This is a genomic window from Mycobacterium sp. ACS4054 (assembly GCF_001667275.1).
GTDB lineage: Bacteria > Actinomycetota > Actinomycetes > Mycobacteriales > Mycobacteriaceae > Mycobacterium.
Genome location: NZ_LZHV01000034.1, coordinates 33290 through 47276, shown reverse-complemented (window position 1 = coordinate 47276; position 13987 = coordinate 33290). Strand labels below are relative to the sequence as shown.

The 13987-nt window shown below is 68.7% G+C and carries 16 protein-coding genes and 1 tRNA gene; 14 read left to right on the top strand and 3 right to left on the bottom strand.

What is annotated here, in order from left to right; genetic code table 11:
- The first annotated feature begins 101 nt into the window (after nt 1-101).
- The 5 genes from A5730_RS07365 to A5730_RS07345 all read left to right on the top strand — a co-directional run bounded on the left by A5730_RS07365 (nt 102) and on the right by A5730_RS07345 (nt 2628).
- A complete protein-coding gene (locus A5730_RS07365) occupies nt 102-752 on the top strand; it encodes an HD domain-containing protein (RefSeq protein WP_067897649.1) in 651 nt (216 codons plus the stop codon).
- Between the two features lie 19 nt (nt 753-771).
- Complete coding sequence (locus A5730_RS07360; protein ID WP_067897646.1) at nt 772-1470, top strand: nitroreductase family protein; 699 nt, start codon at nt 772-774, stop codon at nt 1468-1470.
- A 20-nt stretch (nt 1471-1490) separates the two neighbouring features.
- Nucleotides 1491-2027, top strand: coding sequence for a cupin domain-containing protein (locus tag A5730_RS07355; RefSeq protein ID WP_067897643.1), 537 nt, complete (start codon nt 1491-1493; stop codon nt 2025-2027).
- Between the two features lie 140 nt (nt 2028-2167).
- Nucleotides 2168-2244: transfer RNA gene (locus tag A5730_RS07350), tRNA-Met, on the top strand.
- A gap of 204 nt (nt 2245-2448) precedes the next feature.
- Nucleotides 2449-2628: an ANTAR domain-containing protein gene (locus tag A5730_RS07345; RefSeq protein ID WP_067897640.1), complete on the top strand. Its 180-nt coding sequence runs from the start codon at nt 2449-2451 to the stop codon at nt 2626-2628.
- A 19-nt stretch (nt 2629-2647) separates the two neighbouring features.
- On the opposite strand, the gene A5730_RS07340 is transcribed toward A5730_RS07345, so the two are convergent.
- Entirely contained in the window at nt 2648-3136 is a 489-nt protein-coding gene (locus tag A5730_RS07340) for a glutathione peroxidase (RefSeq protein WP_067897772.1), read from the bottom strand.
- 189 nt (nt 3137-3325) lie between these two features.
- Between A5730_RS07340 and A5730_RS07335 the strand changes: the two genes are divergently transcribed.
- The 9 genes from A5730_RS07335 to A5730_RS07295 all read left to right on the top strand — a co-directional run bounded on the left by A5730_RS07335 (nt 3326) and on the right by A5730_RS07295 (nt 12087).
- Nucleotides 3326-4618, top strand: a complete 1293-nt coding sequence (locus A5730_RS07335; protein WP_067897637.1) for an MCE family protein — start codon at nt 3326-3328, stop codon at nt 4616-4618.
- Between the two features lie 56 nt (nt 4619-4674).
- Nucleotides 4675-5859 (top strand): cation:proton antiporter, encoded by a 1185-nt coding sequence (locus tag A5730_RS07330; protein ID WP_231994647.1) that lies wholly within the window; start codon nt 4675-4677, stop codon nt 5857-5859.
- A 117-nt stretch (nt 5860-5976) separates the two neighbouring features.
- Nucleotides 5977-6975, top strand: coding sequence for an NAD(P)H nitroreductase (locus A5730_RS07325; RefSeq protein ID WP_067897768.1), 999 nt, complete (start codon nt 5977-5979; stop codon nt 6973-6975).
- A 44-nt stretch (nt 6976-7019) separates the two neighbouring features.
- A complete protein-coding gene (locus A5730_RS07320; RefSeq protein WP_067897631.1) occupies nt 7020-7580 on the top strand; it encodes a hypothetical protein in 561 nt (186 codons plus the stop codon).
- Between the two features lie 3 nt (nt 7581-7583).
- The gene (locus A5730_RS07315) at nt 7584-8708 is read left to right on the top strand and encodes a 4Fe-4S dicluster domain-containing protein (RefSeq protein WP_067897628.1); all 1125 of its coding nucleotides are present in this window, start codon (nt 7584-7586) and stop codon (nt 8706-8708) included.
- Nucleotides 8709-8727: 19 nt separating this feature from the next.
- The gene (locus tag A5730_RS07310) at nt 8728-9543 is read left to right on the top strand and encodes an FAD/NAD(P)-binding protein (RefSeq protein ID WP_082946743.1); all 816 of its coding nucleotides are present in this window, start codon (nt 8728-8730) and stop codon (nt 9541-9543) included.
- Nucleotides 9543-10301 carry an oxidoreductase gene (locus A5730_RS07305; protein WP_055402122.1) on the top strand — a complete coding sequence of 253 codons (759 nt, stop codon included), beginning with the start codon at nt 9543-9545 and terminating at the stop codon, nt 10299-10301. The genes A5730_RS07310 and A5730_RS07305 overlap by 1 nt, the downstream gene beginning before the upstream one ends.
- Complete coding sequence (locus A5730_RS07300) at nt 10298-11590, top strand: Ni/Fe hydrogenase subunit alpha (protein ID WP_067897622.1); 1293 nt, start codon at nt 10298-10300, stop codon at nt 11588-11590. Before A5730_RS07305 ends, A5730_RS07300 begins: the two co-directional genes overlap by 4 nt.
- Entirely contained in the window at nt 11587-12087 is a 501-nt protein-coding gene (locus A5730_RS07295; RefSeq protein WP_067897620.1) for a hydrogenase maturation protease, read from the top strand. Before A5730_RS07300 ends, A5730_RS07295 begins: the two co-directional genes overlap by 4 nt.
- Here the strand turns inward: A5730_RS07295 and A5730_RS07290 are convergent.
- Together A5730_RS07290 and A5730_RS07285 are read right to left on the bottom strand one after the other, a co-directional pair.
- Nucleotides 12038-12442 carry a DUF302 domain-containing protein gene (locus A5730_RS07290; protein ID WP_067897617.1) on the bottom strand — a complete coding sequence of 135 codons (405 nt, stop codon included), beginning with the start codon at nt 12440-12442 and terminating at the stop codon, nt 12038-12040. The two genes, A5730_RS07295 and A5730_RS07290, sit on opposite strands and share 50 nt — an antisense overlap.
- A gap of 16 nt (nt 12443-12458) precedes the next feature.
- Nucleotides 12459-13856, bottom strand: a complete 1398-nt coding sequence (locus A5730_RS07285; protein ID WP_067897614.1) for a trypsin-like peptidase domain-containing protein — start codon at nt 13854-13856, stop codon at nt 12459-12461.
- Nucleotides 13857-13987 lie beyond the last annotated feature (131 nt).

The window sequence follows — 13987 nt, the reverse complement described above, 5'->3', positions numbered from 1 at the left end:
TGTGTCGCTTTCTGTGGAGAGGACGGCTCGAACGCCCACGCTCGGCGGGCGCGTGCGGCCGCAGACTGAGTGACACGCTCACCGGAAAAGGAGACGAGAACATGACCACCAGCTCCATCGAAAGCATCGGCGGCATCCGCATACCCGACTCGGCGCTGGTGCGCGAGGCCACCGAGTTCATTCGCGACGCCGAGGACGACCTGTTGTTCCACCACTCGCGCCGGGTGTTCCTCTTCGGCGCGCTGCGGGGCGCGCGCCGTGGCCTGCAGCCCGACCTGGAGCTCCTCTACGTCGGCGCGATGTTCCACGACCTCGGGCTCACCGAGCGCTATCGCACCTCGCCCGTCCGCTTCGAGGTCGACGGCGCCGACGCGGCTCGCGATTTCCTGACCGCGCGCGGCGTCGACAAGGCCGACGCCGACAAGGTGTGGCTCGGCATCGCCCTGCACACCACCCCGGGGGTGCCCGAGTTCATGGCGCCGGAGGTCGCGCTCCTGCAAGCCGGTGTCGAGGTCGACGTGGTCGGCATCGGCCGCGAAGACGTGGCCCCCGAGGCGCTCGCCGCGGTGACCGCCGCCCATCCGCGCCCGCAGTTCAAGCAGCGCATCCTGGCGGCGTTCAACGACGGCATGAAGCACCGCCCGCACACCACGGCCGGCACCATGAACGCCGACGTGCTGGCGCACTTCGATCCCACCTTCGAGCGTGTCGACTTCGTCGACAAGATCCTGGGCAACAGCTGGCCCGAATAACCGGAAAGGAGCGAAAGAAATGGACATTCACGAGGCGCTCTACACCACCAGGATGATGCGCCGGCTGCGGCCGGATCCGATCCCGCTGGAAACCCAGGCCCGCATCCTCGACGCGGCCGTGCGCGCCCCGAACGGGGGCAACACCCAGCGGTGGCACTTCGTGGCCGTCGATGACCGCGAACTGATCGGCAAGTTCGCCGACCTGTTCCGGCGGGCCCGCGCCATCGAGTACGAAAAGTTCAGCGCGGGAGCGGGACCCATGGTGGCGACGGCCCCCGGAGCCGACCCGGCGCAGCACGCGGAAACGATGCGCCGGATGCAGGGGTCGGGGAACTACCTGGCCGACCATTTCGAAGAGATCCCGCTGTTGCTCTTCGTCTACGCCATCGACGACCTGGGCGGCGCCAACATCTACCCGGCGATCTGGAGCGCGCTGCTCGCCGCCCGCGCCGAGGGCGTCGGCGGTGTGATGACGATGGTGCTCCGCAATTTCACCGACGAGGTCAACGAGTTGCTGGGCGTGCCCGCCGAGCAGGGCTGGAAGATGTCGGCCATGCTGACCCTCGGCTACCCGCGGGGCAAGTGGGGCGTGGCGGCCAATCGGCGCCCCGTGCACGAGGTTTCTTCCCGCAACGGCTGGGGCAAGCCATTCGGAGTCGAGGTGCCGCAGCCGCTGTGGCCGCCGCACGAAGCGGCGGACCTGGCCGCGGCGGGATGACGGGCCGAGGAGTGAGTCAGATGACCGAGCGGAACGAAATCGGCGTCACCGTGGTACCGCCCGGGGAGGGCGAATACGTTGCCCTCCCCGGTTTCGGGGCGGTGTTCAAGCTGACCAGCAAGACCAACGGGGGCGAGGTGTCCATCGTCGAGCACCCCTTCGCCGTCGGTCTCCTCACCGCGGCGCACCGGCACACCCGCGAGGACGAGCACTCGATCGTGCTGGCGGGCGAGATCGGCTTCCGCTCCGACGACAGCGAGGTGGTGCTGGGTCCCGGCGGCTACATCACCAAGCCGCGCGGGCAGATGCACGCGATGTGGAACGCGGGCAGCGAGCCTGGCCGCATCATCGAGGTGATCACCCCGGGCGGATTCGAAAACTATTTCCGCGAGCTCGGGGAGCTGCTCGTCGAGCACGCCGACGACCCGGTCGGCAAGGTCCTGCACGAGCTGCCCGAGTTCGGCGAGCTCGCCGACAAGTACGGCCTGACGTACGGGTCGCCCGTCTGGATGGACGACATCGCCCGGCGGTACGGGCTGAACCCGCCGTCGCACTGAGACTCCCGGTCGCCGAGATTGCCGCCATGGCTGTGGCCGGCCCCCGATCCACGACCATGGCGGCAATCTCGGCGCGCGAACCCCGCTGAGCCCGCGATTTGGTCGCCGTGACGCCGGTTCGGTAACCTGGCATTCACCAACGCGGGGTGGAGCAGCTCGGTAGCTCGCTGGGCTCATAACCCAGAGGTCGCAGGTTCGAATCCTGTCCCCGCTACCAACGAAACGGCCCCCGGAGATCCTCCGGGGGCCGTTTTCATGCCGCCGTAAGGCAGATTCGATGAAAGTCTGCACTTGCCGTACGCCGACAGGTCGGTGACGAACCCGCATGCCGAAAAAAGAACAGATTCGTTGTTTGACGTACGTCTAATGGGGGAACTTCGAGCTAGCCGACTTCGTAGCGTCAAAGATCCGAGGGACAGGTATGGGCGACATCATCGACCGAGCCGAAATGGTGCTGAGGCGGCGATATGAGCTCGGTGCCAGCGAGGCTCATGCGCTGCTGATCAGGGTGTCCGAGCAGCAATGCCGCTCAATCGATTCGGTTGCCCATACCGTGATCGAGCGATTGGCGCCTGTCGTCGCCGCCGAACTCAACGCGTGAGCACCAGCCGTTTTCACGCCTAGCGGGGCAGCACGGCCTCGATGGCGCTGATGACCTCGGGGGCGTCGGGCTCGGTGCGGGGCCGGAAGCGCTGGACCACCTCACCGCCGGGGGAAATGAGGAACTTTTCGAAGTTCCACTGAATGTCTCCCGCCTGCCCGGCGGAATCGGCGGCCTTCGTCAGCTCCGCGTACAGCGGGTGGCGGTCGTCGCCGTTCACGTCGGTCTTCGCCAGCAGCGGAAACGTCACCCCGTACGTCGTCGAACAGAACTCCCGGATCTCCTCGGCCGTGCCCGGTTCCTGCCCCATGAACTGGTTGCAGGGCACGCCGACGACGGTCAGGCCGCGATCGCGATAGTCCTCGGCGAGCTTTTCCAGCGCCGTGTATTGCGGAGTCAGGCCGCACTTGGAGGCCACGTTGACCACCAGCGTCGCACCGTCGGACAGTTCGGCCAGCGTGGTCGGCCGGCCGTCGAGGGTGGTGAGGGAGATGTCTTTGACAGTCACGCCGATGACGCTAACGCACTGCGCCGCCGCCAATTCTGCGAACGCCGGTTCGCACGACGCCGGCCGCCCAAGGTACATTCTGTGGACTTCGTTATTGCATGTGTGTGCAGAGCCCCGGTGGGGGAAAGTCCGCCGCAACACTGGGATGCGGCCCAGAGGTGAGGGGCGCTGTTGACGACGTCTTCCCCGGTGCAGGTGAACTCCCAGCGACTCCCGCCGTACCGGTGGATCGCCGTTGCCGTGCTGCTGATCTTGGCGATCATCTTCACCCTGGTGTACGTGCAATTCCGCGGCGGCTTCACCGCGAAGACGAAGTTGACCATGTTGGCGTCGCGGGCGGGCCTGGTGATGGACCCGGGCTCCAAGGTCACCTACAACGGCGTGGAGATCGGCCGGGTGGGCGACATCTCCGAGACGGTGCGCGACGGCAGGCCCGCCGCCAAATTCACGTTGGAGGTGTATCCGCGGTACCTGTCGCTCATCCCGTCGAACGTGAACGCCGACATCAAGGCGACCACGGTGTTCGGCGGCAAGTACGTGTCGTTGACGACGCCGAAGAACCCGTCGCCGCAGAAGCTCAACTCGCACACCGTGATCGACGCGCGGTCGGTGACCACTGAGATCAACACGCTGTTCCAGACCATCGTGTCGATCAACGAGAAGGTGGATCCGGTCAAGCTGAACCTGACGCTGAGCGCGGCCGCCCAGGCGTTGACCGGGCTGGGCGACAGATTCGGCCAGTCGGTGGTCAACGCCAATGCGATCCTCGATGACGTCAATCCGCAGATGCCGCAGGCGCGCCACGACATTCAGCAGCTGGCCGGGCTGGGCGACACCTACGCCAACGCCGCACCCGACCTGATCGATTTCCTGAACAACGCGGTGGTCACCTCGCGGACCATCAACGCGCAGCAGAAGGATTTGGACCAGGCGCTGTTGTCGGCGGCCGGGTTCGGCAACACCGGCGCCGACATCTTCAACCGGGGCGGCCCGTACCTGGCCCGCGGGGCGCAAGACCTGGTGCCCACCGCGCAGCTGCTGGACACCTACAGCCCGGCGATCTACTGCACGCTGAAGAACTATCACGACGTGGTGCCGCTGACCGGTGCCTCCGAAGGCGGTTTCAACGGCTACTCGCTGAACATGAACACCGAGGCGCTGTCCGGGCTGGGGTTGCTGGCCAACCCGGTGTCGGCGGTGGCCACCATCGCCAGCCTGGTCGGCGGGCTCGCCGGGGTGGTCGGCGGCGCGCCGAACCCGTACACCTATCCGGAGAACCTGCCGCGGGTCAACGCGCGCGGCGGGCCGGGCGGCGCCCCGGGCTGTTGGCAGCCCATCACCCGGCACCTTTGGCCCGCACCGGAATTGGTGATGGACACCGGCAACAGCATCGCGCCGTACAACCACCTCGACACCGGATCGCCGTATGCGATCGAGTACGTGTGGGGCCGACAGGTCGGGGATAACACGATCAATCCCTAGAACCGCGCCGCGAAGAATGCAGAATGTCCTCGTGCTGGCGCGCAGGGACCGCTGACGTGCCGGGGTTTGGCTTCCACACCCTGGCGCTGCTGACCGCGATCGGGTTGGCCGGCCCCTTGCTGGCCGCGCTGCCGCGGCTGCGGATTCCGGTGATCATCGGCGAGCTGATCGCCGGCCTCGTCGTCGGCCGCACCGGTTTGAACGTCGTCGACGTCACCAACCCGACGTTCCAGCTGCTCGCCAACGTGGGCTTCGCGCTGGTGATGTTCGTGGTGGGCACCCACGTCCCGGTCCGCGCCGGCGCGCTGCGCTCGTCACTACCCCAGGCGCTCGGGCGGGCGGCGCTGGCCGGCGGCGCCGCGGCGGCACTCGGTGTCGGCCTGGCGGTGGCGTTCGGCACCGGCCACGCGGCGATGTACGCGGTCCTGATGGCGTCGTCGTCGGCGGCGCTGGCGCTGCCGGTGATCGATTCCCTGCGGCTGCGGGGGCCGCAGGTGGTCGCGGTCACCGCCCAGATCGCGGTCGCGGACGCCGCCTGTATTGTCTTGCTGCCGTTGGTGATCGACCTGCATCACGCGCGCACCGCCGCGCTGGGCGCGCTGGCGGTGGCGGGCTGCGCGGCGGTGGTGTTCGTGGTGATGCGCCATTCCGACGCCAAGGGCTGGCGCCGCCGCATGCACGTCTACTCCGAAAGCCACCGGTTCGCGCTGGAATTGCGGACCAACCTCATCGTGCTGTTCGCGCTGGCCGCGCTCGCCGTCAGCACGCGCGTGTCCGTGATGCTGGCGGGCTTCGCGGTGGGCCTGGTGGTCGGGATGGTCGGCGAACCACGACGGTTGGCGCGGCAGCTGTTCGGCATCACCGAAGGGTTTTTCAGCCCGCTGTTCTTCGTCTGGCTGGGCGCCTCGCTGCAGGTGCGCGAGCTGGGCGCGCACCCGAAACTGATCCTGCTCGGCGCGGGCCTGGGCCTGGGGGCCGTGCTGGCGCACGCCGCCGGCCGACTGCTCGGCCAACCGCTGACCCTCGCGGTGCTCTCGGCCGCCCAGCTGGGTGTGCCCGTCGCCGCGGCGACCATCGGCACCGAGGAACACCTCCTGGTCGCCGGCGAGGCGTCCGCGTTGATGTTCGGCGCCTTGCTGACCATCGCGGCCGCGTCGATCGCGGGCGCGCTGGCGTCGCGCAAGCAGGTGACCAACGGCCCTTCCGCCGCCGAGCCGCCGCATGCCCAGCGGCACGACTGACGTCTAGCTGCGCGATTGGCCCAAAGTCCTTTGCGCTAGTGCCGTCGTGCCCTCGTCGGGGGCGGCGGCAATCGGCCATCGTGGATGGACGACGCAATACCGAAGGGAACCACCGCCATGAACACCCGCTTTCCGGATGCCGGCACGGTCCGGACCGTCCTGAGTCTGGCCGCGCGGGCACCTTCGGTGCACAACACGCAACCCTGGCGGTGGCGGGTCGACGCGTCGAGCCTGCACCTGTACTCCGACGAGAGCCGGCAGCTGCCCAACATCGACCCCGATGGTCGGGACCTGATGCTGAGTTGCGGTGCGGCCCTGCATCACTGCGTCGTCGCGCTCGCGGCGGTCGGGTGGCTGTCCAAGGTGACCCGGTTCCCCAATCCCGCCGACCCCAGTCACCTTGCGGCAATCGAACTTTCGCCACACCGCGCCGACTCGGTGGACATCGCGCTGGCCGCGGCGATACCGCGCCGCCGAACCGACCGGCGCTACTACAGCTCCTGGCCGGTGCCGGTCGGCGATGTCGCCCTGATGGCGGCGCGCGCCGCCCGCAGCGGGGTAACGCTGTGCCAGGTCGAAGACCTCGACAATTTGCGGGAGATCGTCGCTCAATCCGTGCGGGATCACCTGAACCAGGACTATCTCGCCGAGCTCACGGCGTGGAGCGGCCGCTACGCGTCGGTGGCCGGCGTTCCCGCGCGCAACACACCCGCACCGGACCCGACGGCGAAGATTCCGGGCCGGTTCTTCGCCGGGCCGGTGCTGCCCATGCCGGCGGAATCTTCGGCGGCCGAGGACAACGCGGTCGTCGTCGCCCTGGGCACCCGCAACGACGACCGCCTGGCCCAGCTGCGCGCCGGCGAGGCGACCAGCGTCGTGCTGCTCACCGCGACATCCCTGGGGCTGGCGAGTTGTCCGGTCACCGAACCGCTGGAAATTCCCGAAAGGCGCGCTGCGGTCCAATCCGACATCTTCGGCGACAGCAACTATCCGCAGATGCTGTTGCGGGTGGGCTGGGCGCCGATCAACGCGGACCCGTTGCCCGCGACGCCCCGGCGCGAGCTCTCCGAGTTCGTCGAGTGGATGACCGAATACGAGCACCAGGCCGCGCACTGACCCGGCGAATTCACCGAAACGATTGCGGCGTGGAGGGATACGTAATGGAGGCGTTCAGACTCGACCCTCGCTGCTGGCGGGTGGCCCGCATCTTCGGGCGTAACCCGTTGCTGCGCCGCTCCGACCGCATCGAGGCGATGGTCGTGCTGGTCGCGATCGTCGTGTCGCTGCTGGGCGTCCCTCTCGCCGGTGTGATCGGCGCGACGACCTATGGCGCGCGGGACAAGGTCTACACCCAAGAGGCGCGCGAACGGCACCGCGTCGTGGCGACCGTCGACGAGGCGCGCGCCGAGGACTTTGGTGTGACTGTCGCACAAGCGAAGTGGCCGGGCCCCAACGGCGAGCGCGGCGGGACGCTGGAACTGTCCGAGCGCGTCCAGGCCGGCGGAACCGTCGACATCTGGGTGGACGCCGGCGGCAATCCGGTGGTGCAGCCGCCCCCGACGTGGCTCGCCGCCGCCGAGGCGATCGGCGTGGCGGTGGTGGCCGCGCTGGGCGTGACGATGGCGATGGCGGCACTGGTGGCGGTCGTCCGGTACCGGCTGGATCGCGCGCGTGATGCCTTGTGGGAGCGCGACATCGAACTCCTCGCGGAGACCTCGTAAGCCATGAGCGGAAACGACGGGCAGTCCGGTGCCGCAACCTTCGGCACCGCCGGGTTGCAGCGTTTGGTCGAGGTCCTGATCGAGCGCGGGTACCGCGTCATCGGCCCGACGTTGCGGGACAACGCGATCGTGCTCGATCAACTGCAGTCGGCCGACGACCTGCCGCGCGGGTGGGGCGTCGACGTGGCTCCCGGGCACTATCGGGTGCGCGCGCGCGACGACGACGCGGCGTTCGGGCACTCGTCCGGGCCCCAGTCGTGGAAGCAGTTCCTGCACCCGCCACGGCGGCGGCTGTGGTCCGGAAGCCGCGACGGCTTCACCGAATCCGAACCGGACGAGGAGTTGCCGCGGTACGCGTTCCTCGGGGTGCGTGGGTGTGACTTGGCCGCGATCGCGACGCTCGACCGGGTCCTTGGCCGCGGCCAGTTCGCCGACAACTCCTTCGTCCGCCGGCATCAACAGATCTTCGTGATCGCGGTCAACTGCACCGAACCCGGCGGGCTGTGCTTCTGCGCCTCGATGGGCACCGGCCCCGCGGCCGGACCGGGATACGACTTGGCGCTGACCGAGCGGGTCGACGACGACGTCGTGACCTACCTGGTCGAGGTGGGCACCGAAGACGGCGCCGACGTGCTCGCCGCCGTCGCGCACCGGGCCGCCGACGTCGCGGAGATCGGCAACGCGCGTGCCGCGGTGCAGGCGGCGTCGCAGCGCATGGGCCGCCAGATGCCCGAGGTGAATCTGCGTGACCTGCTGGTCCGTTCGCGCGAGTCGCCGCAGTGGGACGAGGTCGCCAGCCGCTGCCTGACCTGTGGCAACTGCACCATGGTGTGCCCAACCTGCTTCTGCACCAGCACCGAAGACGTCAGCGATCTCACCGGTGAGCATGCCGAGCGCTGGCAGCACTGGTCGTCCTGCTTCGAGCCCGACTTCACCTACATCCACGGCGGCGGCAGCGTCCGCCAGTCCGGCGCCTCGCGGTACCGGCATTGGATCACCCACAAACTGGGCACCTGGCACGACCAGTTCGACATGTCCGGGTGCGTCGGCTGTGGGCGCTGTATCGCCTGGTGTCCCACCGGGATCGACATCACCGAGGAAATGAACAAGATGGCCCGCGATGATTGACGTGGCGGACACAGCGGTGATGGCGCCGAACCCGTACCGGGTGCGCAGCCGAACCGTCGAAAGCCCCGACTCCGCGACCCTGTGCCTGGAACCGCTCGGCCAGGTGCTGCGGGCTCCGCAACCCGGAGAGTTCATGATGCTCTACGCATTCGGCGTGGGCGAGGCGGCGATCTCCATCAGCGGCGATCCCACCGTCACCGACGGATCGATCACCCACACGATCCGCGCGGTCGGCGCGGTGAGCCGGGCGCTGCACGACGCCCAGCCGGGAAGCATCATCGGCGTCCGCGGCCCCTTCGGCACCACCTGGGGGCTCGCCGAGGCCGAGGGACGGGATTTGGTGATGGTCGCCGGGGGCGTGGGCCTGTGCCCCCTGCGCCCGGCGATACTCGGAGCGCTGGCGCAGCGGTCCCGCTACGGCAAGCTGACGCTGGTGGTGGGCGCCCGGTCGCAGGCCGACCTCGTCTTCGCAGCTCAGCTCGAAAAGTGGGCGCACGACCCGCAGATCGATCTGCACCTGATCGTCGACGCCAAGACGCCGGGCTGGCACGGCGAGGTCGGCATGGTCACCGAGCCGCTGGGGCGGCTCGCCCTGGAACCCGATCGCACCACCGCGTTCCTGTGCGGCCCGGAGCCGATGTTGCGGTTCGGCGCGGAAACTTTGCTCGCGAAAGGCATTGCGGCGCGCGACATCCGGGTGTCACTGGAGCGCAACATGCAGTGCGGGGTGGGGATATGCGGTCACTGCCAGCTGGGGCCGCTGCTGGTGTGCCGCGACGGCCCGGTGGTCGGCTTCGACGTCGCCGGTCCGCTGCTACGGGTGAAGGAGCTTTGATGAGCCGACCGACCCTGGCCGTGTGGAAGTTCGCCTCGTGCGACGGTTGCCAGCTCACCCTGCTGGACTGCGAGGACGAACTGCTCACCCTCGCCGACCAGGTGCAGATCGCCAACTTCGCCGAGGCCTCCAGCGCGGTCGTCGCCGGCCCCTACGATGTGTCGCTGGTCGAGGGCTCGGTCACCACCCGGCACGACGAGCAACGCATCCAGGAGATCCGGCAGCAATCGAAGGTGCTGGTCACCATCGGGGCGTGCGCGACGGCCGGGGGAGTGCAGGCGCTGCGCAACTTCGCCGACATCGCCGAATTCGCCTCCGTCGTCTACGCCAAGCCGGAATACGTTGACACGCTTGCGACGTCGACGCCCGCGTCCGCGCACGTCAAGGTGGACTACCAGTTGCCGGGCTGCCCGATCGACCGCGGCCAGCTGCTCGACACGCTGGCGGCCCTGCTGATCGGGCGCAAACCGCGGGTGCCGGCCAAGACGGTGTGCACCGAGTGCAAACTCCGCGGCGTGTCGTGCGTCGTTGTCGCCGAGGGGATTCCGTGCCTAGGCCCGGTCACCCACGCCGGTTGTGGGGCGCTGTGCCCCAGCCATCACCGGGGCTGTTACGGCTGCTTCGGCCCGTCGGCGGCCCCGCGGACCGCGACGTTGATTCCGTTGCTGCGCCGCGACGGCATGTCCGACGGCGACGTCGACCGGGTGTTCTCGACCTTCAACGTCGCCACCTTCGCCGCCGAACGGAGCGAGCAGTGAATTCCTCCGAGCGCACCCTCAGCGTCGGCGCGTTGACCCGCGTCGAGGGGGAGGGCGCGCTCCACGTCGCCCTGCGGGACGGGGAACTGCGCAGCGTGCAGCTCAACATCTATGAGCCGCCACGGTTTTTCGAGGCGTTCCTGCGCGGACGCGCCCACACCGAACCGCCCGACCTGACGGCGCGCGTCTGCGGCATCTGCCCGGTCGCCTATCAGGTCAGCGCCTGCAATGCCATCGAGGACGCCTGCGGGGTTCAGGTGGACGACGAGCTCGTCGCGCTGCGGCGGTTGCTCTACTGCGGCGAGTGGATCAACAGCCACGCCCTGCACATCTACCTGCTGCACGCGCCGGACTTCCTCGGCTACGACGACATCGTCGGCATGGCGCGCGACCACCGGGAGGTCGTCGAGCGGGGGCTGGCGCTGAAGAAGGCGGGCAATCGGCTGATGGAATTCGTCGGCGGCCGGGCGATCCACCCGGTCAACGTCCGCCTGGGTGGATTCTATTCCGTCCCAACGCGATCCGAATTCGCCCCGCTCCAAGAGCTGTTGCGTCGCGCGCTGGACGACGCCGTGGCGACGGTCGAGTGGGTGTCCGGATTCGAATTCCCCGATCTCGAGCTCGACCACGAGTTCCTGGCGCTCACGGCGGCGGGTCGGTATCCGATCGAGAACGGTGTCATCGCACGCAGCGCCGGTCCGGCGTTCGGCGTGGCCGAGTTCACCGACCACGTCGCGGAATCACAGCTGCCGCACTCCACCGCCCTGCACGCCACGCTCGACGGGGGTCGCTACCTGACCGGTCCGCTGGCGCGGTACTCGCTGAACGCGGACGCGCTGTCTCCGATCGCCGCTGCGGCGGCGGCCGGCGCCGGGCTGGCGGGCGAATGCCGAAACCCGTTCCGCAGCATCGTCGTGCGCGCCGTCGAAGTCGTCTACGCGCTCGAAGAGGCGCTGCGCATCATCGATGAATACCAGCGCCCGGCGCGCCCGTTCGTTCCCGTCCCCGCTCGCGCCGGCGTCGGCCACGGGGTCAGTGAGGCGCCCCGCGGCCTGCTGTACCACCAATACCGGATCGACGAGGACGGGCTGGTGTCGGCCGCAACGATGATTCCGCCGACGTCGCAGAATCAGGGGGCCATCGAGGCGGACCTGGCCCGGCTGGTCTCCGGCAACCTCGCGCTCGACGACGCCGCGCTCACCGGGTTGTGCGAACAGCTGATCCGCAGCTACGACCCGTGCATTTCGTGTTCGGCGCACTTCCTGACGCTGACGGTGGAGCGGGGATGACCGGCGACGCTGGACGGGTCGTAGTCGTCGGCCTCGGCAACCCTTACCGCCGCGACGACGGCGTCGGTGTCGCCGTCGCCACGGCTTTGCGCGACCTCGTGTGGCCGAATGTCGTTGTGAAAACCGATGTTGCGGAACCCACGGCCCTTCTCGAGGCCTGGACCGGGGCGGGGCTGGCCGTGATCGTCGACGCGGCGATCGCCACGCCCGCCAACCCGGGTCGCATCCATCGATATCAGTTGGACGAGGTGCCCGACCAGCCCGAGGGGTTGAGCTCGCACAGCGTCGATATCGGCGACACCCACGCGCTGGCTCGGGTGCTCGGGCGGGTGCCGGGCGCGGTGGTGGTCTTCGCCGTCGAGGCGGCGGACACCGGCGCCGGCGACGGGCTCACTCCGACGGTCGCGCGCGCCGTGCCGCTGGTGATCGACATGGTGGCCGCCGAGATCAATCGCTTTCGGTCAGCGACGCAATCGCGGCACGCAGGTTCTCGGTGACCTCGGCCGCGATGCTGATGAGCGCCGGCTCGCCGGTCACCTCGACCAGCAGTCCGGGATCCATCGCCTCGACGATCACCGTGCCCGGGTCGCCCGGGTCGGTGCGCACCAGCATGTTGCACGGCAGCAGCAGCCCAATCTCGCGATCCACGCTGATCGCCCGATAAGCCAGCGCCGGATCGCACGCCCCCAGGATGAGGTAGTCCTCCATCTCCACGCCGAGCTGAGCGTGCAGTTTCGCCCTGACGTCGATCTCGGTGACCACGCCAAAACCGCTCCGCGAGAGCGCCTCTCGGGTCCGGGCCACCGCGTCGTCGAACGGGGTCGCCAATCTCGTGGAGAGTTCCGCGCTCATCGCGGCGCGTGATCGGTCAAGAGATCAACCCCGTGCCCCGCGCCGCCGCCGGAACCTCGATGCGCTTGCCGCAATTCGGGCAGAACAGTTCGCTGCGATGATGTTCGGCCCCGCAATGCGCGCAGAAGTGCGGCTCGTCGGCGCCCGATTCACGGGGCATCAGGCGAAGCGGTTGAGCCTCGGGTGCCGGACCGCGCGGCCGCCGCAGCCGAAGCCCCAAGAACGTCAGTCCGGCGCCCAGGGCGATCACCGAGGCCACGCTGATCACGATGTAGGCCAACAGATTCTTCCCGCTCAGCGACGAGGCGTCCCCGTACTGCTGGCGCAGATTGACCGCGGTCGTCTTCAAATCGTCCAGCCCGGGATAGCCGGGCGACATCGCCAGCGTCTGATCGAACTCGCCGATCGCATCGGTGTAGTGACCCGCATAGAAGTCGGCGAGCCCCTTGCGATAGAACCGGTCGGCGGGTCCCAGCATCGGCTTGACGCCCTTGGCGGCCAATATCGCCGCCACGCCGTCGGCCGGGGCGATGAAGTTGAAGGGCTGGGATTCGCCGGCGGGGGCGAAGCTGTTCAGGCCGACCACCTTTCCGTTCAGCCCGATCGTCGGCCCGCCGCTCATGCCCTCGGTCATCGCGGCGTCGATCTCGTAGGCGGGGTTCGACCCGGCGATGGACTTCTTGCTGACCTTGCCGCTCTTGTAGGTGGGGTCCAGCGAAGGGCCGGTGACGTTTTGGGTGCTCTCCGGGTAGCCGACGGTGAGAACGGGCGTCCCGATGGTGACCTCGGCGTCGGTGGCCAGTTCGGACGACGGCAGGTTGCGCTTGGCGACCTTGAGCAGCGCGGCGTCGCCCTTTCCGAGGGGCCGGAAATCAACGATGTTGGCGACCATCTTGTCCGCGAGTTTCGTTCCCGTGCCGGACATCAGCGCGACGCTGACGTGGGGACCCTGGCCTGGCGAATCGCCTTCCACCCGCGCGTTCTTGCCCAGCCACTCCAAAGTGGTTGCCGGATCGCTCGACTCGGGTGCGTCCGGAAACTCGCTCCGATATTCGGTGGCGGCCCGCTTGAGGATCAGTTCCGTGGCGCTCGCCGGATCGACGCAGTGACCCGCCGTGGCCACCCACCCGTCGGGGTTGACGACGAAGGCCGTGCAGTTCCAGGTGGCCAGGAACGGCATGCTGGAGCCCCGCCCGAATTGGGACAGGATCTCGCCGCTCGGCAATCGGACCAGGCCGTAGCCCTCGCCGGCGAGATACATGATGGACGGCCGGATAAGCGCCGCCGCGCGTTCCTCGGGCTTGGCTTGCGGGCGCCCGCTATCGGCGGCCGCCATGCCCGGCGCGCCGGCCCACAGCGTGAGGACGGTCGCCGACAGCGCCAGCAACCGCCGAGCGGCCGTCAGACGAGTCACGGACGGGCCATCGACGACGGATGCCGGCGCATCGACTCAAGCAACTCAGCTTCGTATCGCCGCACCGAAATCCACGCCGGATGCGACTCGAGCACGATCACTTCCGCGCCGACGATGGATGCATTTCTGCG

Coding starts and splice junctions, on each gene's coding strand:
- A5730_RS07365 (WP_067897649.1), top strand. CDS start 102: ATGACCACCAGCTCCATCGAAAGCATCGGCGGCATCCGCATACCCGAC.
- A5730_RS07360 (WP_067897646.1), top strand. CDS start 772: ATGGACATTCACGAGGCGCTCTACACCACCAGGATGATGCGCCGGCTG.
- A5730_RS07355 (WP_067897643.1), top strand. CDS start 1,491: ATGACCGAGCGGAACGAAATCGGCGTCACCGTGGTACCGCCCGGGGAG.
- A5730_RS07345 (WP_067897640.1), top strand. CDS start 2,449: ATGGGCGACATCATCGACCGAGCCGAAATGGTGCTGAGGCGGCGATAT.
- A5730_RS07325 (WP_067897768.1), top strand. CDS start 5,977: ATGAACACCCGCTTTCCGGATGCCGGCACGGTCCGGACCGTCCTGAGT.
- A5730_RS07320 (WP_067897631.1), top strand. CDS start 7,020: ATGGAGGCGTTCAGACTCGACCCTCGCTGCTGGCGGGTGGCCCGCATC.
- A5730_RS07315 (WP_067897628.1), top strand. CDS start 7,584: ATGAGCGGAAACGACGGGCAGTCCGGTGCCGCAACCTTCGGCACCGCC.
- A5730_RS07310 (WP_082946743.1), top strand. CDS start 8,728: ATGGCGCCGAACCCGTACCGGGTGCGCAGCCGAACCGTCGAAAGCCCC.
- A5730_RS07305 (WP_055402122.1), top strand. CDS start 9,543: ATGAGCCGACCGACCCTGGCCGTGTGGAAGTTCGCCTCGTGCGACGGT.
- A5730_RS07295 (WP_067897620.1), top strand. CDS start 11,587: ATGACCGGCGACGCTGGACGGGTCGTAGTCGTCGGCCTCGGCAACCCT.
- A5730_RS07290 (WP_067897617.1), bottom strand. CDS start 12,442: ATGAGCGCGGAACTCTCCACGAGATTGGCGACCCCGTTCGACGACGCG.